Genomic DNA, 21,236 nt, shown 5'->3' with positions numbered 1-21,236 from the left:
CATCGATGCCCGATAAGGCCTCAAGGACCTGTTTGTCCTGAGCTTTGGTTTCCTGAAGGCAGAACATGTCCGCGTTCATGGCCTCGATGGAAGCCGGAAAATCCTTTTTCATGGCTGCACGAATGCCGTTCACATTCCAGGAAACAACACGCATCGATCAGACCCCCATTCCCTCTTTGGTTTCATAAAGCTCCGGACGGATCCTAGCCAGGATTTCCTCCTAAAACCCATATATCTATATATAATGATACAGATCGAATATAATCCAAAATTTGGCTTCCAGGATAAAGGCTGGGACGGGTTCTGAAATGGAGTTCTCAACTTCACGGCGGGCGGCCCTCCGGTAGCGGTGCGACGGAAAATCGGTAGACCTCGTTCACAAAAATCATTGTGCCCCCGGCGCGGGCGACGAAACCGAGATCGAGTATAACGAGTTTGAAAATGTGCGTCAAGCGAGGTTCGAAAATGTGTGATGCATGTGTCTTCCGTCGTAATCGACGGCGTGATGAAAGGAACGCTACAATCGCCGAAAGGACGCACTGGAGATGGCCAAAAAAACCGCTGGGTTTTCATTATGTTAACCCAATAAAAACGACCCCCGTCCGATGTATACTATGAGGTGGAATAAGCGATAATACCTGCGAAAGGAGGTCGTTATGGCTAACGGAAAATCGAGTACACTGGGACTGAAGCACGTTTTCGAGGGCGTGGTCTGGCAGAGCCGCCTAATCATCGTTTTGGCTGTCGTCGCCAGCCTTGTCACCGCCATGCTCACGTCGTTCATGGCTGCGGGGAATGTCTTCAACCTGGCCTATGGCTGGCTGCACCAGTTGTTTTCGGGAGGATCCTTTCTGGGGACGGATACCGACTTCCACGCCACGCTGGTGGCCCAAGCCATCGGCGGCGTCACCGATTTCCTGCTGTCCATGCTCCTCTTCATCCTCGCGTGGGGCTTGTACGAGCTGTTCATCAGCAAGCTGGGTCCTTCGGACGCATTAACCCCCCGCAGCTCAAACATCCTGGTGATCCGGACCTTGGACGATCTGAAAGACCGCATGGTCAAGGTGGTTATGCTGATCCTGGTCGTCCTATTCCTCGATCACGCGACGCACGCGACACTCCAAGACACCACGGGCTTCTTCTTTCTCGGAGGGGGTATTCTCATGGTGGCGCTGGCGCTCTATCTGAGCAACCGATCTGACGCGGAATCGGAGAAGAAATAGAGATCGAAATACAGGGGCGGATCCCACGATGGGGATCCGCCCCTGTTTATTTCATTCGACTAAAATTATTCCTCCCTACAGTCCTGACTGCGCTTGCGCGGCTTGGTTCGTCAACTGGCTGGCGGCCGCCGGAGCCAGCATATCCCCGCTCAGGCTGCTGACCTCCTGGGCGAAAGCCGTAAGAAGCTGGCGGGCGGTGGCATTATTTCCTTGATCGGCCATCGTTCCCGCAGTTTGAAGCGTATCAATCAGATCGCTTGCTACCGCTTCATTGAAGATCTGATTAGATTGCAAAAGCTGATTGACCGAGGCCACGAGATCGTCGATCGGTGCGTAGGCCCGCGCCGTCGAGGGTCCCAGGCTGCAGATCATAAGCACAAAAAGACCGATTGCCAAAGGTGCCGAGTGTAATCTTAAGATCCTATCCATTGTATCTCTCTCCTTTCCGTCATCCGAACGGACTACGGCGTAATACAAACTTCCCTATCCGAAGCGGTTATTCAAGGCCGGGAAACCGCTTGAAGGAGCAGCCCGATGGCTGCAATTTTAATGGGCAAACTCAAATGCACGGTTGTTGCCGTAATCGACCACCCAGACGTCACCCAATGTATCGATCGCCACACTGCTCGGGAGGCAGAAGGTGCCGGCGCCGAGACCCCCCTTGTTGCATTGGCTCGTGGTGAATCCCGTCTGGCCGAAGACCCGATCCGCCGTGGCGTCGGTCGTCAGGGGGGTGTTGTATTCGAGCACCCGGTTGTTTGAGCGATCGACGACGTACAAGTTTCCGTTGCCATCCACCACCAAGCCCATCGGATTATAAAGCGTGATGGCCGAAGGCGTGATGCTTCCCCGGTTTCCGGCCGTCGCGGTGAAATTGGCCTGGCCAAAGACCCGGTTGGCCGCCATCCCGGTGCCCAGGGACGCATTATATTCCAGGACACGATTGTTTCCGAAATCGGCCACGTAAAGATTGCCGTTCGCATCCAACGTCACGGCGTACGGCTGCTTCAGGCCGGCGGCGCCGGTCCCGGCCGCCAGGGTGGTGAAATTCGCCTGCCCGATGACCAGATCGGCCACCGCATCCGTGGTCAATGGGGTATTGTACTCCGCCACCCGGTTGTTTCCAAAATCGGCCACGAACACATTGTCCGACGCATCCAGCGCGATCCCGGTGGGAACGCAGAGGCTGGTGGCGCTCGCGACCGATGAGCTTGGATTGCTGCAGCCGCCGGAGGTCAAATTGGGCTGCCCGATCACTTGATCCGCGACCGTGTCGGTGGTGAACGGCGTAAAGTAGATTGCGACCCGTCCGTTGCTCTGATCCACGACATACAGGTTCCCGGCGCTGTCCACCGCAATTCCCCTAGGACCGCACAGCGTCGATGCGGTGGGCGGACCGGCCTGGTTGCAGGAGTTGGAGGTGAAGTCCGGCTGTCCGAACACGATTTCGGCGGGGGCGCCGCTGGTCAGGGCGGACTCATTGGCCCAGCCCAGCACCCGGTTGTTGCTGAAGTCGGAGATATAGACATGGTTCGGAAACACGCTTCGATCGATCGCCACGGCAAAGGGAAGATTGCAGCCGACCGCGTTGGTGGAGGAAAGCCCGGCGTCGGGATTTTTGCTCGTAAAGTTTGTCTGGCAGAGAACCAGGTCCGCGATGGCATCGGAAGGCGGCCCCGGAAGGTCAAACTTGGCGGTGCAGCTCTTGTTCCCGTTCATCAAAACCGAGCCGGTGCCGCATTCCACCGCATCGGGACCGGTCCAACCGATAAAGTACGAGCCGATATCGGCGATGGCCGAGACAGTAGCGATCTGGCCGTAATTGTAGGTGCCGGTCCCATTCACGGTACCGGAGCCGGATCCTGTCGTTGTTATGGTCAACGTGAATGTATCGATAGTGAAATTTGCGGTGCAGCTCTTGTCGGCGTTCATCAAAACGGAGCCGCTGCCGCATTCCGCAGCGTTCGGACCGGTCCATCCGGTAAACGTGGAGCCGGTGTTGGCGGAAGCCGAGACGGTGGCGGTTTGATTATAGTTGTACGTCCCCGCGCCGTTGACGGTGCCGGAGCCGGTGCCCGCCGTGGTCAGCGCGAGCGTGTAAGTATTGAGGGTGAAGTTGGCGGTGCAGCTCTTGTCGGCGTTCATCAAAACGGAACCGCTGCCGCATTCCGCAGCGTTCGGACCGGTCCATCCGGTAAACGTAGAGCCGGTGTTGGCGGTTGCTGAAACCGTCGCGGTCTGGCCGGAGTTATAGGTCCCCGCGCCCGTCGTCGTCCCCGATCCGGTTCCCGCGGCATTGATCGTCAGGGTGTAGGTGTTGAGGGTAAAGGTCGCCGTGCAGCTCTTATCAGAATTGATGGTCACATGACCTGATCCGTCACAGTCTCCCGTCCAGCCCGAAAAGGTGGACCCCGCGTCAGGTGTCGCCGTCAGTGCAACAACCGTCCCGTTATCATAAGTCTTGGTGCAAACTAATCCACAGTTAATTCCCGGAGGACTGCTTGTGACGGTACCGCTCCCTGTGCCAAACCTAGAGACGCTCAAGGTATAGAGGGCCTCGGCATTCAAGCCCGCCAAGGAGAACTCAAAATTTTGTCCGTTGGGAATTGTGTATCCGGGTTCCGGTGCGGTAAATGTGATGTAATCCGCATATTCGTCACTATGAGGCGGCGTCGGGACAGGAAGGGCAAGCACGCCGTTCGTCGAGCCTGGAACTTGACCGGCATCGGCCAGGAAGGCGACCCAGTCCCCATCGACCTCATTTACGGTAAACTTGTAAGCGCCTCTTTCCAGATATCCATTTTCATTAAAGAGGTTTGTGATATTGAGCTCGCTAAGCATGTGCTTTATATAATGCCAATTCCCAGGTCCTCCCGGGTCGTCGGCGTTCAGGAATCTCACGACCAGGAACTCGGGTCTTTCAATCTCATCGATTTCGCCGGTTTTGACACCGAATCCATCGTGATATCCATTATCATCTACCGATTTCCAATACAGGGGCGCCGGAGTATCGACCAACGGATTTAATATCCCATCTTTGGGGTCGGCATCCTTCCAACCTTCAATCCTAATCTTGACGTCGCCCACCGTTTTCTCGCAAGAAGTTTGAGAGTCGCAATCACTGAAGAGCGGGTCCGTAAAATTGATGGAAGCAGCCAGAGCGGGGACGGCTGGCATATAGGCAGCCAAGATCAACAGAAATCCGAACGGCTTACATAATTTTAGTGATTTTCTGAACATGGCACCCCCCCGCTGTTGTTTGAAAAGCATTCTTCTGGATTCGTAATGAAAAATCGTAGCTCCGTAATTAAGTTCAGCAATAATTAATTAAGGTCCAAAAAATGCACAAGCCTTCCCACGCGCGTCAGCACGAAGGAAGGCTTCCGATAGGCTTGCCCGTTATCTTATCGCCAGTCACAACAGAACGGGATTTGCCCATTCATGAGCCCCGGCCCCCCGGCTGGGCTATTGAATCCGATTCAAGTAAAACCTTTATTTAATCGCCGGCCACCCTCCTTTTCAATAACGTCCTGACATTATAAGAACTTGCCTCAGCGGTATAGATTTTAGCTCAAAATTCGGGCAACGGCTATCTGTATGTGCTTTTTTTGACCATTTGTCAACTACACAAAAGTAGGTTTTTTAGGGTATATCGCCAATCTGTATACTCTTTTTGAAAGCATCACTTAAAGCACAAAAGCCTTCTTCCGGGGCTCGGCACGGAAGAAGGCTCGCTAGGTTTTCCCGTTATACTTAACCGCCATGTAGGGGGCATGGACAATATCCTAATAAGAAACCGGGACGATATCGACCCCGGCCAATCACGGGAGGCCCTATTTCCCGTGATAAAGGTATCGATTTCTTATTTAAGTGTTCTTCGAGTGTGTCTATATTTGAAAATCGACTGGAGTATAAACATATCCCGATGATTAATGTCAACTACCCAAAAGTGGTGTTTTGAGGTCCTTGAACCGGAGGGGAGACCGCGGGAATACTTATTGGGCCTTGGGATCGAACAGTCCGATCTGAACCGTTTCTTCCTGGGTGAAGGGAATCGGATATTTTCCGCTGAAGCAGGCGGTGCAGTAGCGGTTGGTCTTGTGCGGCACGGCATCCAGCATCCCCTCCAGGCTGAGATAGGCCAGGCTGTCGGCCGTGATGTAGGCCCGGATCTCCTCGATGCTATGGCTGTAGGCGATCAGCTCCGAGCGGGTCGGCGTGTCGATACCGTAGTAGCAAGGCGAAATGATCGGCGGCGAGCTGATCCGCAGATGGACCTCGCGCGCGCCCGCCTGACGGATCATTTTGATGATCTTCCGGCTGGTCGTTCCCCGGACGATCGAATCGTCCACGACCACGACGCGCTTTCCCTTTAAGACGTCCTGAACGGCGTTCAGCTTGATTTTGACACCGAAGTGACGGATCGCCTGCTCCGGCTCGATGAAGGTCCGGCCGACGTAGTGGTTTCGGATCAATCCGTTTTCGTATCGGAGATTCCCGGCCTCGGCGTAGCCCAGCGCGGCCGGGACGCCCGAATCCGGGACCGGGATTACAATATCGGCCGGAACCGCCGTCTCCCGGGCCAGATGCCGTCCCAAATTTTTCCGTATCTCGTAAACAGGGTGATCGAATACCCGGCTGTCCGGGCGCGAGAAATAAACATATTCGAACACGCAGTGGGCCGGCTCGGTTTTCGGAAAGGGTTTGTAAGAGGTGATCCCGTTTTCATTGATCAGGACCAGCTCGCCCGGTTCGATGTCGCGGAGAAACTCGGCATCGATCAGGTCGAACGCGCAGGTCTCGGAGGCCAGTACCCAGGCGTCCTTCACCCGGCCGAGCGAAAGCGGACGCAGACCGTAGGGATCCCGCGCCCCGATCAGCCCGTGGTCCGTTAGGATCACCAGCGAGAAGGCTCCCTTCACGCGGAGGAGCGCCTCGGTCAGCCGGCCCATCAGGTCCTTCTCCTTGGACTGTGCGATGAGATGGATGATCACTTCGCTGTCGGAGGTGGACTGAAAGATCGCGCCGTAGGCCTCGAGCTCGTCCCTCAGGAAGGCGGCGTTCGTCAGGTTGCCGTTGTGGGCGAGGGCCAGCGTCCCGAGCGCGAAATTGACCATGATCGGCTGGACGTTTTTCAGGCTGTTTTCCCCCGCCGTGGAGTACCGGTTGTGGCCGATGGCCATGGAACCCTTCAGGCGGTCCAGCCGTTCCTTGTTGAAAAGATCCGAGACCAGGCCGATTCCCTTTTCCTGGTAGAAGGCCTTGCCGTCGGAGGATACGATCCCGGTCGCTTCCTGGCCGCGATGCTGCAGGGCATACAGGCCGAGATAGGTCATATTCGCCGCGTCCTTCGAACCGGCGATTCCGAAGACTCCGCATTCTTCGTGAAATTTATCGAACATAAATCAGCGTTCCGTCTGCCCTTCCTGGAAATACGACTCGATTGTCCCTTCCCAGGCCGTTCGCATTTCTTCGAGCGGGAGGTCGATCAAAGGGCGGCTGTCTCCCTCCGCGCGGATTGTCAGGCGTTGTCCCTCAACCCGCCCGATCACGGCCATGGACACCCCGTGCTCCGCGCAGCGCTGCTCGAGTTCCGGAAGGCGGTCTTCGGCCACGGTGACGATGATTCTGGACTGGGATTCTCCGAAGAGATGGGCGTCCCGGCGGATCGGAAGATCCGGAAGAACCACCGTCGCCCCCCACGATGATCCGGAGGCCCTTTCAGACGCCGTTTCCGACATCATGACCGCCTCGGCCAGCGCAATTGCCAGCCCGCCTTCGGAGCAGTCATGGGCTGATTTGATTATACCAGCCTCGATCCCGTCTAAACAACATTTTTGTACCGCCTTCTCGGCGGACAGGTCCAACAACGGCGGGAGACCTCCCTCGCGGGAATGAATCCGGCTGAGGTATTCCGTGCCGCCGAGCTCTTCCTTGGTCTGCCCCAGGAGGACCACCCGGTCGCCTTCGTCCCGGAATCCCGGCCGGACCGTCCGCTCGACCTCTTCGATCAATCCCACCACGCCGACAATCGGCGTGGGATAGATTCCCAGGCCGTTGGTCTCGTTGTAGAAGCTCACGTTACCGCTCACCACCGGAATTTCCAGTTCCCGACAGGCATCCGCGATGCCTTCCACCGACAACGCGAACTGCCACATCACCTCCGGCCGTTCGGGGTTCGCGAAATTTAGGCAATCGGTCAGCCCGATCGGGCGGCCGCCAGCGCAGACGATGTTCCGGGCCGCCTCGCAGACCGCGATAACCCCTCCCCGATATGGATTGAGGACGCCGTAGCGGCTGTTGCCGTCCACGGTCAAGGCCAGCGCCTTCCGGGTTCCCTTGATCCGGACGACGGCCGCTTCAAAACCCGGCCGAATTACCGTGTTGGTGCGAACCATGTGGTCGTACTGACGGTAGACCCACCGTTTGTTCGCGATCGTCGGCGATTGCAGCAATTTCATAAGCACGGCGCCGAAATCCGAGGGCTGTGGAAGCAGCTCCAGGTTGATGCCCTGGAGGGCGTCGAGATACGGCGGGATCTGCATCGGCCGTTCATAGACGGGAGCGTCGTCGGTAAGGGCGCGGATCGGGATATCGGCGACGGTTCGCCCTTCTTCCTTGATGACCAGCCGCCGTGTGTCCGTCACACGTCCGATGGCGGCCGCGTCCAGGTCCCACCTCTCGCAGATGCTGAGGATTTCCTTTTCGAGTCCGGGCTTGGCGACCAGGAGCATCCGTTCCTGGGATTCAGAAAGCATGACCTCATAAGGAGTCATTCCCTCCTCGCGCCGCGGGACGCGGGACAGTTCCAGCTCGATGCCCGTTCCCCCTCTGCTGGCCATTTCGACCGATGAACTGGTGAGTCCGGCCGCGCCCATGTCCTGGATCCCGACGATCAGCTCCCCCTTCATGATCTCCAGACAGGCTTCCAGCAACAATTTCTCGGTGAACGGATCGCCGACCTGGACCGTCGGGCGCCGGTCTTCGATTGATTCATCGAAGCTTTCCGAGGCCATAGTCGCCCCGTGGATTCCGTCGCGACCGGTTTTGGAGCCGATATAGATTACCGTGTTTCCGACGCCCCGGGCCGACGCCCGGAAGATCCGATCCTTGTGGGCGATGCCCAGGCAGAAAACATTGACGAGCGGATTCTGATTATAGATCTCATTGAAGTAGATCTCGCCCCCGACGGTGGGAATTCCCATGCAGTTTCCGTAGCCGGCGATTCCGGAAACCACGCCCTCAAGAAGGTAACGGTTTTTCGGGCTTTCCAGAGGCCCCAATCGAAGGGAATTTAAAAGCGCAACCGGCCGCGCTCCCATGGTGAAGATGTCCCGCAGTATCCCGCCGACGCCGGTCGCGGCGCCCTGGTAGGGTTCGATGTACGAGGGATGGTTGTGACTTTCGATCTTGAATACGGCGACGAGGCCGTCGCCGATGTCCACGGCGCCCGCGTTTTCACCGGGACCCTGTACGACGCGCGTCCCGGTTGTGGGAAGCTTTTTCAGATGGACCTTCGAACTCTTATAGCTGCAGTGCTCGCTCCACATGACCGAGAACAGACCCAACTCAAGCCGATTAGGTTCCCGGCCCAACAGAGAAAGGATTTTTTGATACTCCTCCCGGGTCAAACCATGCTGTTCCACCCCCTCCGGAGGAATGACCCGACCGCTCATGGGCGCCCCACAGTGTGGTATTCCAGAATGGATTGGAATATGGATTTTCCATCGGTGTTGCCGTCGAGGCCCTCGGAGCACCGCTCCGGATGCGGCATCATCCCCAGGACGTTGCCGGCCCGGTTGCAGATGCCGGCGATTCCGTCCAGCGAACCGTTGGGATTGGCCTCATCGGTGATCCGTCCGTCGGCCGAGCAGTAACGAAACACAATCTGGCGATGTTCGACCAGGGCCCGGTGGGTTTCCGGGTCGGCATAGTAATTGCCCTCGGCATGAGCGATCGGGAGCCGGAGCACCCGGCCGGGCGCGATTGATCCCGTGAACGGGGTTTGGGCGTTTTCGAGGCGAACGAAGACGTCTTTGCAGATAAATTTCAGCGAACGGTTTCGAAGCATGGCCCCGGGCAGCAGTCCGGCCTCCAAAAGGATCTGGAACCCGTTGCAGATTCCCAGGACCGGACTCCCGGCCCGGGCGAAATCCCGCACGCTTTTCATCACGGGGGAATATTGGGCGATCGCCCCCGTACGAAGATAGTCGCCATAGGAAAACCCCCCCGGGATCACGAGGGCGTCATAGGCATTGAGGGATGTTTCTTTGTGCCAGATGAAATCGGCCGTTTGGCCGAGGAGGTGCTTGAGGACATGATAGCAGTCATGGTCGCAGTTCGAACCCGGAAAGACCAAAATTCCAAACCGCATGATCGCTCCAGAACCTATTGATGGGGGCTCATGCCGGAAACTGGGGAATCCGGACGCCTCACCCACCCGGCGGCGTCCGTCCCTCGGCGCTCCTCACTCCTCGCGCCCCGAACCCCCCGATGCTCCCACACCCCGCGCTCGGACGGGCCAAGCCCGAACCTCGCTTTCATTGGCCAAGGCGGATCAAGTCTTCCCCTCTCGCTCGCGCGGCGCGCGGGGTGCTTAATCCCCGATTTTCAACAATTCCTTTACGGTTTTGAGCAGTTCATTAGTCTGGATGGGTTTTGGAAGATACGCATTGGCGCCGAGGTTCATTCCTTTTTCTTTATCCGCTTCGGTGCCTTCCGTGCTGACGATGATCACCGGGGTCTGTTGGTGATTGGGGTCTTTTCGCACGATGCTGAGCAGTTTTAGCCCGTCCATGAGGGGCATGTTGATATCGGCCACGATCAGGCTGAATTTGTTTTCCGAAAGCTTCTTGAGGGCTTCCACGCCGTTTCCGGCCTCCACGATTCGGGCGCCGCGGAGTCGCTTCAAGCTGAACGAGATCAACTGGCGCATCGTGGGGGAATCTTCAACCACCAGGAAATTATAGTCGGCCATTCCGCGCTCTCCGTCTTTATTTGCCTTTGCCGCTTAGAAGGTCGATGAAGCCCTGGATCGTCGAGAGCTTCCGTTCCGATACCGAGTAAAGCTTGGAACTGAAGATCGCCGTGGCCGCGTGTCCGGCGAGCATGGAAAACAGTTCGTAGTCGACCCGGTTAAGTTTTTTACTTTTCTGCTCGAGCAATGAAAAAATGGCCAGAATGCCGATAATCCGATCTTTGATCTTCAGCGGGATGCAGACGATCGGATCCAGGTCGTGAGCGGGCTTGAATCCCTCTACGTCGGGCTGGAAATAACTCTCCCCCGTCTTTGCGACGTCGCCGATTACCCCATCTCCAACCTTGATTTTTCGAAAGCGTTTTTCATCCACGCTTTCGGCCACGACCGCAGTCAGTTCGTTCATCACTTCATCGAGAACCAAGATCGCGAAGCGGTCGGCTCCGACCAGGTTGATTACGATCTCCTGAAGGATCCGGAGCACTTCATTGAAATCGAGCGTGGAGTGCAGCTGATAGCTGGCCACATAGAGGTTCGCCAGATTGTTGTTTTCTTCCTCGACCTCGACATATTTTTCCGCGAAATCCTTATTCTCGGCTTCCACTTCCTTAAAACGATCCAAAAGCGCCTGTTTCTCTTCCTTGAGTTGTTTGAGGGTCTCTTGAAGCTCGTTGAGATGACCCTCGCCCTCCATCCCCTTCTTGAGTGTTTTGGCCTCTTCCTCCAGTTGAACGATTTTGTACCGGAGGCGTTCGTTTTCCTTGAGAAGGTCCTGGGTGAACTCTTCCCCTTTCCGGAATATTTCCAGGAATTCCTTTGATTTCTTAAATAATTCCGGTCCCGACTCCGGTTTTTCCATGGGTGCCTCTTTTTAGGTTTTTAATACTATCATGTTTTTTATACCGGAACAAGAGGGTGCATTTTTTCATGACAGACAGAGCCGCGCGATCTCAATTGGGATTTGGTCCAAGGGAAGAACCTTGTCGACCACCCCCAGCCTGATGGCCTCCTTCGGCATTCCGAAAACCACGCAGGTCTCCTCGGCCTCCGCGATCGTCGCCCCGCCCGCTTCCTTGATCCGCTTCATCCCCAGTTTGCCGTCCGATCCCATACCCGTCAGAAGAACACCCAAAATCTTGTCGCCGTAGATCTCCGCGGCCGCGATCATCATCTGGTCCACCGAGGGTGCATATTTATCGGTATCGGACCTGGATTTCAAGCCGATCTGCACGCCGTTCGGGGTGGGATGAAGTTCCATATGGGAGCCCCCCGGGGATATGTATACCCTTCCGGGTTCCAGCCGGTCCGAGACCGCGGCTTCTTTGACGGGAAGAAGGGCGAACTTGGCCAAGCGTTCAGCAAAGTAGAGGGTGAACCCGGGAGGCATATGCTGGGCCACGATCACCGCGGCCGGAAAATTTTTCGGCAGTTTTGTGATGATGGATTGAATGGCCGGCGGACCTCCGGTGGAGGCTCCGATGGCCACCACCTGCACCCTCCCCGTGTCCCGGCCGCCTGCCGGAATCGCAGGCACGGCGGCCTCTACCGCGGCCTTTTTGTGTTTCCGTCCAAGTTTGTCGGATGAAACGGTCGCGGCCGTCTCGACCTTTGAGACAAGTTCCCCCCGAAGGTTCATGATCTCCAGAGACGCGCGCTGGGTCGGTTTGCCGATAAAATCGACGGCCCCCCATTCCAGCGCCTTGAATACGTTGTTGCTTTCCGAGCGGGAGCTGATCACCACGACCGGGATGGGCATATTGGTCATGAGCCAACGCAGAAAGGTGAAGCCGTCCATGGTCGGCATCTCCAGATCCAACGTGATGACATCCGGCTTGACCCGGCTGACGAACCGGATGGCCTCGCTTCCGTTCGGTACCGTGCCGATGACGTCCAAACGAGGGGAACTCTTCAAAATTCCCGTCAGGGTCTGCCGGTAAAACGCCGAGTCATCGACGATCAACACTTTTATTCGATTCATTCGTCTTCGCCTTTTATCCGGAGGTCCCCGAGGTTCGTTCGAGTTTCTGATAGACCATGTCGTGCTTTAAATGCCGAAGCGCAAACGCCGTGGAAATGTTGATCAACGATTCCGAATGGCCCAGGAGCAAATATCCGTTGTCCTTTAATTTCGCGTGAAACAGATTGATCACCTTTCGTTTGGACACCAGATCAAAATAAATGATCACGTTGCGGCAAAAGATAATATCCATGGGATTGATGAACGCGATTTTGTTCGTATCCATCAGGTTGAGATGCAGAAAAATCACATTTCTCTTTACGGCGTCCGTGATACGAAAGGCGCTCTCTTCCTTTGTGAAATACTTCGAGACATACTTCGGATCCGTCGACCGGAACGCGGTGGGTTGATAAAGGCCGCGCCGGGCCGATTGGAGCACCCGCTGGCTGATATCCGTGGCAAAGATCTCGATCGTCCAATCCTTCAACTCTTCTTTTTCCAGGAGCAACATCGATACAGTGTAGGGCTCTTCGCCGGTGGAGCATCCGGCGCTCCAGATTCGGAGCGATCTGGACTTTCCTTTTTTGGCGATCAACTCCGGAAGGATTTCCTCCGAAAAGGATTTAAGCTGCTGATCCTCTCGGAAAAAGTAGGTCTCGTGGATGGTCAGCAGATCGATGACATTGGCCAGCTCTTCGTTCTTCTTGCGGTCATACTTGAGATAAAAATAATAATCCCGGAAGCTGTCGAGATGCAGTTGTTGAACGCTGTGCATCAGACGGTTTTCCACGAAGTATTTCGCCCTCTCATCGAGCACCACCCCGCTTTGTTCATACATCAGGTCTCTAAAAAGGTGAAAGACATCGTCCGGCAGTTCTAAGCTTTTGTTTTCAAGCATCATCGCGTCATCGGGATCAAGGGTTAGGGTTTTGTCGTAAATTGAGCCAAGGCCAATTGTGCGGTATGTTGAACCAAGGGATCCGGATCATGCGTCGCCAGGTTCTCAAGGAACGTTCGGGCCGTTGAATCGCCGAGCCGACCGAGCGATTGGGCGGCCGCCGCCCGGATTCCCCAGTTGGCATGATTCAAAAAGACCCGAATTCGCGGTGCGATGGTTGGATCCCCGATCTCTCCCAGGACGGCAATGGCCGATTTCACCACATCCGGATCCGGGCTCGTCGTCAATTCAAAAATCGGCTCGTTAAACCGCCGATCCCGGAATCGGCCCATCGCTTCCATCGCGGCAATCTGGACCGCCCCCACCCGATCCTTCAACATCCCGAGCAGCAGCGTCCGGACCGCTTCATCTTTCCTATCCCCCAAGGCCCTGGCCAGGGCCACCCGCACCCAAATGCTTTCATCGGTCAGCAGGGGATCAATATGCCTTAGGAAGTCGATTTCCCGGTGGTGGGCCACGGCGGACAACGCGGCCAACCGCACCGTGGAATCCTCATCCGCCAGCGCGAGCACGAGATGGGATACCGCGGCCGAACTCCGGAATTCGTCCAAGGCCTCCACGGCGAATCGGCGGACGACCGGGTCTTCATCTTTAAGACAGAAGGAGATTTTGGGAAGGGCCTCCGCCGCTTTCATCCGGCCGAGCACTTTGATCGCGTTGCATCGAAGCGACGCCTTTTTACTGTTGAGCAAATCCATCAACCGGGAGAGGATGTCCCCGCCCTTGAACAGACTCAGGGCCTGTATCGCGGATTCCTGAACGCTCACGTATTCGTCTTCCAGGAGATCCATGAGGGCTTTTGCCGCCGACCCATCCTGAATCCGGCCCAGACTTTGAGCCGCCGTTTGTCGAACATGTCCATTCGGATCGCTCAGCAGTCGGATCAGCGCATTCACGGATCGTCGGTTGCCCCTGTCTCCAAGCAATCGGGCGATCCCTTCGCGGGTCACCTCGTTGGCCGTGACCAAGGCCTGAAGCAATACATCGCCTATGCTTTGTTTCATCCGGTCCAGGGCTTCCAGGGCTTCCGCACGCAAAGGGCCGTCGATCATTTTCACGATCTGCGCCGCCGCCGTTGAATCCTCCATCCAGCCCAACACGATCACGGCCGCACGCCGAGTCTTTTCATCCGAATGGTCTAAAGTCCCGGACAGGAATAAGGCCGTTTTCGGGTCGTAGTCCGGACGCAGACGTTCGATGATCCCGGCCCGTCGCTCGGCCGGCGCCCGCTCGAAGTGATCCACCAGCGCTTTGAGCGCGGACTCTTTGACCCGCGCGGCACCCTCCCTCAGGCCGTTCACGATCGGGTCCAGCACGGCGGGGTTCGCAAACGTCCCGAGCGCCTCCAGGGCGGCCCGTTCCACCCCTTTGCGTCCGGAGATACGGATCAAGGGATCTACCGCCCGTTCATCGCCCAGGCGCTCCAGCGCCTTCGCCGTCGTGAAGGAGACCAGCGTGTTTTCGGTCTGTAACAAGGGGATCAAGGCCTCCACGGCACGAGTCTCCTTGAATCGGCCCAACGACTCGATGGCGGCCAGCCGCACATTTTCATCGGGGTCTTCCAACAACCTCAACAGGTCCGGAACGGATCCGGCATTGGCGGTCTCGCCCAGAATTTCGATGATCATCTTTTTCACGTCCTTATTGGCCTTTCGCACATGCGTCAACAGCGGGGAAAGGGTGATCGGACCGATGTGATTCAAGGCTTCTTCGGCCGCGTTCCGTTTCCCGACATTGCCCTCTTGGTAGAGCACCTGGATCAATTGCTCCACCAAGGCCTCGTTCGGCTCCAAACCGGAAACCGCCACGACAGCCGTTTTCCGAACCCGCCACTCCGGGTCCCCCATCATGTCGATCAGGTAGGTCGAATACTTCGGATCCTTGGACCGGGCTAGTTTTTCAATCGCATGGAGACGGACTTCCGGATTTTTGTCCTGCAGCTCTTTGAGACTTTGCTGGATCTCTTTCTCCACAACGTGCCTCGGGGTTAGGTTCGTTTTAGCAGGTCGATTTTTCTTTTCCGGATGAATTCGTCGATGGCCTCCCGATAATAATCCGTCGAGGAGGAAATCTCGGCCGGGACCCGGCTTTCATAGAGTTTTTTCCCCTCTTCGATTTCATCCCGCAGCAGTTCGTAAACCGTGCCGTTTCGGATGCCGTCCTCGATCGCCCGCTGATTGTAAAGCGCAATATCCGATATAATGATTCGCGCCAGTCGCTTCGCGGCGTCGTGAGCGGCCTGATTTCCAACCGTCCGAGGCATCGCCTGAGTTTTATTCAAATCCGGCGCCGGCGATGGACCGGGCACGGCCTTGCGCCCTTCCTCCAACATGTCATCCAAAACCTGTTCAATGGACGGGGGCCGTTGCGCGGCGGCGATTTTTGGAGAAGGGTTCCCTGGAGCGGACCGCCCGGAAGCGGAAGGCGAAGATTGAACCGGCGACTCGATCGCCGCGGGTCCGGGTCCGCCGGTCCGGCCCGTTGTATCATTGACGCCCAAGAGGCGTTGAATCTTGGGCAGGAGCTCGTCTTGAATATGGTGTCGCTCGATATAGTCGTCGGCGCCATACAACGATTCCGGCTCCCGTCTATATCGGGTTTTGTCGTGTATCGCGGCCAGCAGGATGACCCGGATATCTTTCAGGTCGTTCCTCTTTTTGATCAGGGTGGCGATCTCGAAGCCGAGAATGTTGGGGAGTCCGACATCCACCAGGACCACGGCGGGTCGCTCCCGTTCCAACAAGGCCATAATGTCCTGACCTCCATGGCCGATCACCAATTGAAACCCGGCCGTCGTCAATACTTCGCCGATCATCTCGTTGCTGGCCTCTCCTTCTACGATCGCCAATACCTTATCCTTGTGAATCGAAGTCGACGGCGTTGAATGCGGACCGTCCGAAATCCGACCCGAATCGGAGACGAGCGTGACCCCCAGAGAGACCGTCAGGACGGCCTGACAAGAGTCGCAGATCATTTGGATGTCTTTCTTCAACGGGATCTGTTCAAGCTGAATGGAATGATGACATTTCGGACAGAGGGCTGCCATTTCAAATCTCCATAAAATGACGTGGACGGATTTAGTAATTCGATCCGTCTTAGAAGGAACTCAACGACCCGTCGGCCACCGCCAGCGTTGCTCGCTCACGGACGTCTGGCACAATGGATATCACAGCTTAAACTTTTCAACCTCGCCGGACAGTTGCGTGCTCTGTTTCAACAGCTCTTCAATCGCCTTTCCCACATTGCCGATCGCCGCCATATTTTGTTCGACGACCGGTTTAATCACACCCAACGCTTTCAATATCTTGGCGCTCTCATTGACTTGTTGCCCGGTGGCCTGCGCGATTTCCTTGACCTGGTTGGCCACCCGCTCGACTAATTCATTGATTTGCCTGTTGCCGATGGATTGTTCTTGGGTGGCGTGTTTCACCTTCGCCGCGATATCCTTCATTTTTTCGATGGCGCCGATCATCAGCTCCGACCCTTTGAATTGTTCATGAGTGGCATGGACAATTTGTTGGACCATCTCGGTAATGTGATGCATGGAATCCCAAACCCGTTTGACCCCGTTGGTTTGTTCATCGGTGGCCTTGGCGATTTCTTGTATTCGCCGGGTCGATTGTTGAGAACTGGACAGAATTTTGTTCAGCGCCTCTCCGGCCTCTCCGGCCAGGTGCACCCCTTCCTCGACGCTCTTGGTCCGGTGATTGATCGCCAGCACGGCGTTCTTGCTTTCATCCTGAAGGGAGCGAATAATATCATGGATTTCTTTCGTCGAAGTGGCCGTCCGATCCGCCAGCTCCTTGATTTCCTGAGCCACGACGGAAAAACTTTTTCCGTGCTCGCCCGCTTGGGCCGCGATGATCGCGGCATTGAGCGCCAAAAGGTTCGTCTGCTCGGCCACTTCCCCGATGACGTTCAGGATTTTTCCAATGCTCTCGGTCCGGGCCTTCAGGTTCACAATCACGTCGTTGACCTGTTGAGAAGATACCTGGATCTTATGGATCCCCTGGATCGTCAACTCCGTCGCCCGGCGGCCCCGTTCGGCGTCCTCCGTCACTTCCTTGGATATCTGGACCGTGTCCATGACGTTCGAGCGGATCTGCTTAATCGAGGAGTCCATCTGAACCATGGAGGAGGCGGTTTCCTCGGCCGCCGCGTTCAGGCTGGATACATTTTCGTCAATCTGTTTGGAAGACGAGGACATCTCCAGGATGGAGGCCGTCGTGTCTTCAACCGTGGAGGATAATACCGCCGCACTCCGAGCGATTTCGTCGATGGAGGAGGACATTTGCAAGATGGCCACGGCGCTCTCCTCCGCGAGGGCGGACAGGGATGCGGCATTCGTCGCGACCTTATTGATGGAAACGTTCACGGCTTCCACGGCCACACCGGTGCTTTCAATGGCGCGGATTTGGACTTCCCCCCCCTCGGTCATCTGACGGGTGCCGGTGAAAACCTGCTGGGAAACGGTCTTCACCTGTTTGGCGATCCGGGAAACCTGTGCCATGATGTGGTGAAGTTTTTCAACAAATCGATTGAACCACCGGGCCATGCCTCCGATTTCATCCTGATAATTGACTTCGATCCGCGCCGTGAGATCCCCTCCGCCTTCGGCGATCTCCTTCACCCGTCCGCCCACGGTATTCACGGGGGCCAAAACGATTCGTTTGATCATCGAACGGAGCAGGTAAACCAGAACGAGAACGGTTCCGACGAATGCGAGGGACAAATTACGCTGACTCTGTTTTAAAGCCGCGTTCACCCCTTCCATCGAGGTGGAAATCATCAAAATGCCGCGGATGGAGTATCCGGTTCCATGGCACAAGGCGCATTTCGGGAAGTTGGGAAGCGGCCTAAGATAGGTCATGACCGGTACCCCGTCGATCTCCTCAAAGTAGGTCGTATCCAGCATCCCTCGTTTAAGCGCCTCTTCCTCTTTCGTTGTTAGGTTTGTATTATTGAGAGATTGTACAATTTTACTAAAGTACTCTTTGAACGCTTTCCGATCGGTTCCGGAGGCCACGTTGCTTTTAAGGTCCGCGTGATCCCGCTCCCATTCCGGTCTATAAAGGGTTGTGACTCGTTGTTTCACGTCATTCAAGGTTTTGAAGTCCATGAAGCCTTCATCCCGGCCGCGACCTTCCCCGACATACGGGGCGTCTCCGCGTACGATCTGTATGCGTTTTATTCCCTCAAGTTTCTTCATGTCCTCCATGAGAAAGCGGACGATATCCGCCCGAAAGGCCATCATGTCGCGGTCCAGGGCTTCATGAATGGTGTCGGCCACCAGTTTGGACTTTAACCGCTCATCTTCAACAAAGCTCTGTCTTTCCTTCGATGAGATGATGAAAAAAATCCCGGAAAAACTGATCACAAGGATAAAAAGAATCAAGGCCAGGATTTTGAATTCGAGTCGGCGGTTGATAAAATGGTATATGGATTTCATCCGTCAAATCTCATTGAGTTGCGCGTGTTCATCATCCGTCATCAGGGAGTCCAAGGATAAGAGGAAGACCAGCCGGTCGTTAATTTTACAGACTCCCTGGAGGTATTTTGAACCGCCCCCGTCCATGATATTTTGAGATGATTGAATCTGCCGCTCGTCGATTTTTACAACCTGTTTGACCTCATCGACCACGATGCCGATCATTTTATTTTTGAAACGGACAATCAAGATATGATTCCGCCGCACGGTGTCTTTCGACGGCAAACGGAGTCGTTTTTTGAGGTCCAGCACCGGAATGACCGTTCCGCGCAGGTCGACCACCCCTTCGATAAATCCGGGTGTTTGGGGCAATGGCGTGGCCGGTCTATAATAAATAATTTCGATAATCTTTGAGATGTCGACGGCGTACTCTCGGTCATCGATCTGAAAAGTGACGACCCGAAGTTCGATCGTTTTGTCCTTGCTGTCCGCCTGCGGCATCGATGCCATTTAGGATTTAACCTTAAATCGTCCGATGGATTGGTTAAGGTGCTCCGCCTGTAGGGCCAGTTCCTCAACGAGTTTATTCATTTCCATGACCACGGTGAGACTCTGCCTCGATAGGTTCCGGCCGTCTTCGACCGATCGCATGATCACATCGCTGCCCCGCTTCTGCTCGTTGATGGCCCGGGCGATCTGTTGAACGCGTTCCGTGACGTTTTCCACGGCCTCCGTGATCTGACGGCTTCCCTTGGCCTGTTCTTCCGTGGACATTTTCACCTGACGGGTCATGTCCCTCATTTTCTCAGACGCCTGCATGATTTGCTGGCTGCCCCGACTCTGTTCTTGCGTGGCTTTGGAAATCTGTTGCACCATGGTGTTGATCCGCTGAATGGATTCCGTGACCTGCCGAACCCCTCGTGTCTGTTCCATGGTCGCGCGCTCGATCTCACGGGCCATGCCGGTCGACTTGGTGGCGATTTCGAGGATTTTCTTGAGGGCCTCGCCGGCTTCCAGGGAGAGGCTGACCCCTTCCTCGACGTTCTTGGCGCCTTCCCGGACGGAGTCGACGGCGTCCTTGGCCTCAACCTGAACGTTGGAGATCAATTGCGCGATTTCTTTGGTGGAGGTGCCGGTCCGGTCCGCCAGGTTTTTAATCTCATCGGCTACGACGGCGAATCCTTTCCCCTGCTCGCCGGCCTGGGCCGCCAGGATCGCGGCGTTGAGCGCCAATAGATTCGTCTGTTTTGTGACCTCGTCGATCACGGTCAGGATGCGGCCGATTTGTTCCGAACGCTCACCCAAACGGTTGATGACATCGGCCGATTTAACGACCGTCTCTTGTATTTTGTTCATGCTGGTGATGGTTTTCTCAATGGACCGTACTCCAAGTTCCTGCGCGTCCTTTCTAACCTGTTCCGAAAAGGTGGCGGATTCCTTGGCGTGGTTTTCGACCTCCCGCAGCGAACCGTTGATTTGATTAATGGTGGACGCCGTTTCCTCCGCCGCGGACGAAAGAATGGCCACGTTATCCGCCACCTGTTTGAGCGACGCGGACATTTCAATGATGGACGACGACGTGTCATCGACGGCGGCGGCCAGTCCTCCGGCATTGTTCGCCACTTCGCCGACCGAGGAACTCATTTCCAGGATGGAGGAGGACGTCTCTTCGGCAGAGGAAGACAGAATATCGACACTTTCGGCAATCTGCTTGATGGAAGCGTTCATTTCCTCGATAGAGGCGGCCGCGTTTTCGGAGGAACTCGCCTGTGTTTGGGACCCTTCATGCATCTGTTTGCTGCTGCCCTTAATCTGTCCGGAAATCTGGGCCACATTGTACGCGACTTCCTTGATTTGCTTGATCATCTGACTGAGATTCCCGGACATTCTGTCGAACGTTTCTCCCAAAACCCCCACCTCGTCCTGCGAGTCGACATGAATCGTTTCCGTGAAGTCGCCGTCCGCGATCTTGACGGCGGCCGTGGCCATCTGCTCGATCGGTTTGATGATCCATCGAATAAAGAACGCCGATACCGTGATCCCCAGGGCGACCACCAGGACCGTTATGAGAACACCCACCGTTAAAAGGGATGTGATTCTTTCATGCAACCATCCGACCGAGAGACCTACGCGCACAACCCCGATAAGTTCCCCCGAAGCCGTACTGCTTTTTCCGGATTCTCCCCCTTGGTCTTGATTGATGACGATCGGAGCCGCGGCATCGTAGGTTTCCTCTTTGTTTTCCGCGTAGGTATCTTGAACAAGGGGTTCCCTCGTCTCCAAGGCCTTTTTGGAAATTTCATCGGTCAACACTTGGCCGACTTGGCTGGAAACGGTGTGAGCCAAAATTTTCCCTTTGGAATTAAGGATCATCACATAGCTCACATCGGATCCGGATTCGATTCCCTTCACGAATCTTTCCAAAATGGTGGTATCCTCGATCGAAACCCCGTATGTGCTGTTGTAAGCGAGATTTTTGGCCAGATCGATCCCGCGGCGTTTCAGTTCGTCTTCGAGAGAAGTCTTGGTCCGATTGATGAAAAATAATCCAAGACTGGCTCCGGATACTATGAGGAGCAAACTGATTAACGCTATGAATTTAAAGCGCAGGCTGTATTTCCCGGCCTTCATTTTCGACATCTGTCCCATCGTTCCCTCCAGCCGTTCTGCTTATTGAAGCGCGCGTCACCGCC

General features: G+C 55.8%; 16 protein-coding genes. 1 reads left to right on the top strand and 15 read right to left on the bottom strand.

Annotated elements, in window-relative coordinates; genetic code table 11:
• The coding region (locus VMN77_09605; GenBank protein HTN44034.1) for an endonuclease/exonuclease/phosphatase family protein at positions 1 to 154 on the bottom strand (154 nt) is incomplete at its 3' end.
• A 502-nt stretch (positions 155 to 656) separates the two neighbouring features.
• Here VMN77_09605 and VMN77_09600 point away from each other — a divergent pair.
• Positions 657 to 1,223: a YqhA family protein gene (locus VMN77_09600; GenBank protein HTN44033.1), complete on the top strand. Its 567-nt coding sequence runs from the start codon at positions 657 to 659 to the stop codon at positions 1,221 to 1,223.
• A gap of 75 nt (positions 1,224 to 1,298) precedes the next feature.
• On the opposite strand, the gene VMN77_09595 is transcribed toward VMN77_09600, so the two are convergent.
• The 14 genes from VMN77_09595 to VMN77_09530 form a co-directional block, all read right to left on the bottom strand.
• Positions 1,299 to 1,601, bottom strand: a complete 303-nt coding sequence (locus VMN77_09595; protein ID HTN44032.1) for a hypothetical protein — start codon at positions 1,599 to 1,601, stop codon at positions 1,299 to 1,301.
• A 168-nt stretch (positions 1,602 to 1,769) separates the two neighbouring features.
• Positions 1,770 to 4,064 (bottom strand): hypothetical protein, encoded by a 2,295-nt coding sequence (locus tag VMN77_09590; GenBank protein ID HTN44031.1) that lies wholly within the window; start codon positions 4,062 to 4,064, stop codon positions 1,770 to 1,772.
• 1,154 nt (positions 4,065 to 5,218) lie between these two features.
• Positions 5,219 to 6,625 carry an amidophosphoribosyltransferase gene (gene purF, locus VMN77_09585; protein HTN44030.1) on the bottom strand — a complete coding sequence of 469 codons (1,407 nt, stop codon included), beginning with the start codon at positions 6,623 to 6,625 and terminating at the stop codon, positions 5,219 to 5,221.
• A 3-nt stretch (positions 6,626 to 6,628) separates the two neighbouring features.
• A complete protein-coding gene (gene purL / locus VMN77_09580; protein ID HTN44029.1) occupies positions 6,629 to 8,899 on the bottom strand; it encodes a phosphoribosylformylglycinamidine synthase subunit PurL in 2,271 nt (756 codons plus the stop codon).
• Positions 8,896 to 9,597, bottom strand: coding sequence for a phosphoribosylformylglycinamidine synthase subunit PurQ (gene purQ / locus VMN77_09575; GenBank protein ID HTN44028.1), 702 nt, complete (start codon positions 9,595 to 9,597; stop codon positions 8,896 to 8,898). The genes purL and purQ overlap by 4 nt, the downstream gene beginning before the upstream one ends.
• Positions 9,598 to 9,819: 222 nt before the next feature.
• Positions 9,820 to 10,200 (bottom strand): response regulator, encoded by a 381-nt coding sequence (locus VMN77_09570; GenBank protein HTN44027.1) that lies wholly within the window; start codon positions 10,198 to 10,200, stop codon positions 9,820 to 9,822.
• A gap of 16 nt (positions 10,201 to 10,216) precedes the next feature.
• Positions 10,217 to 11,059 (bottom strand): GAF domain-containing protein, encoded by an 843-nt coding sequence (locus tag VMN77_09565; GenBank protein HTN44026.1) that lies wholly within the window; start codon positions 11,057 to 11,059, stop codon positions 10,217 to 10,219.
• Between the two features lie 66 nt (positions 11,060 to 11,125).
• On the bottom strand, positions 11,126 to 12,178 hold the full coding sequence (locus VMN77_09560) for a chemotaxis response regulator protein-glutamate methylesterase (protein ID HTN44025.1): 1,053 nt from the start codon (positions 12,176 to 12,178) through the stop codon (positions 11,126 to 11,128).
• Between the two features lie 13 nt (positions 12,179 to 12,191).
• Positions 12,192 to 13,058: a CheR family methyltransferase gene (locus tag VMN77_09555; GenBank protein HTN44024.1), complete on the bottom strand. Its 867-nt coding sequence runs from the start codon at positions 13,056 to 13,058 to the stop codon at positions 12,192 to 12,194.
• Between the two features lie 20 nt (positions 13,059 to 13,078).
• Positions 13,079 to 15,088: a HEAT repeat domain-containing protein gene (locus VMN77_09550; GenBank protein HTN44023.1), complete on the bottom strand. Its 2,010-nt coding sequence runs from the start codon at positions 15,086 to 15,088 to the stop codon at positions 13,079 to 13,081.
• Positions 15,089 to 15,102: 14 nt separating this feature from the next.
• Positions 15,103 to 16,161 carry a response regulator gene (locus tag VMN77_09545; GenBank protein HTN44022.1) on the bottom strand — a complete coding sequence of 353 codons (1,059 nt, stop codon included), beginning with the start codon at positions 16,159 to 16,161 and terminating at the stop codon, positions 15,103 to 15,105.
• Positions 16,162 to 16,281: 120 nt separating this feature from the next.
• The gene (locus VMN77_09540; GenBank protein HTN44021.1) at positions 16,282 to 18,564 is read right to left on the bottom strand and encodes a HAMP domain-containing methyl-accepting chemotaxis protein; all 2,283 of its coding nucleotides are present in this window, start codon (positions 18,562 to 18,564) and stop codon (positions 16,282 to 16,284) included.
• Between the two features lie 3 nt (positions 18,565 to 18,567).
• A complete protein-coding gene (locus tag VMN77_09535; GenBank protein HTN44020.1) occupies positions 18,568 to 19,053 on the bottom strand; it encodes a chemotaxis protein CheW in 486 nt (161 codons plus the stop codon).
• Positions 19,054 to 21,192: a methyl-accepting chemotaxis protein gene (locus tag VMN77_09530; protein ID HTN44019.1), complete on the bottom strand. Its 2,139-nt coding sequence runs from the start codon at positions 21,190 to 21,192 to the stop codon at positions 19,054 to 19,056.
• Positions 21,193 to 21,236: the final 44 nt, after the last annotated feature.

The sequence above is a fragment of the Nitrospiria bacterium genome (assembly GCA_035498035.1).
Lineage (GTDB): Bacteria > Nitrospirota > Nitrospiria > JACQBZ01 > JACQBZ01 > JACQBZ01.
Note: the sequence above shows the minus strand (reverse complement) of the source record. Positions and strands in the feature narration are given on the sequence as shown.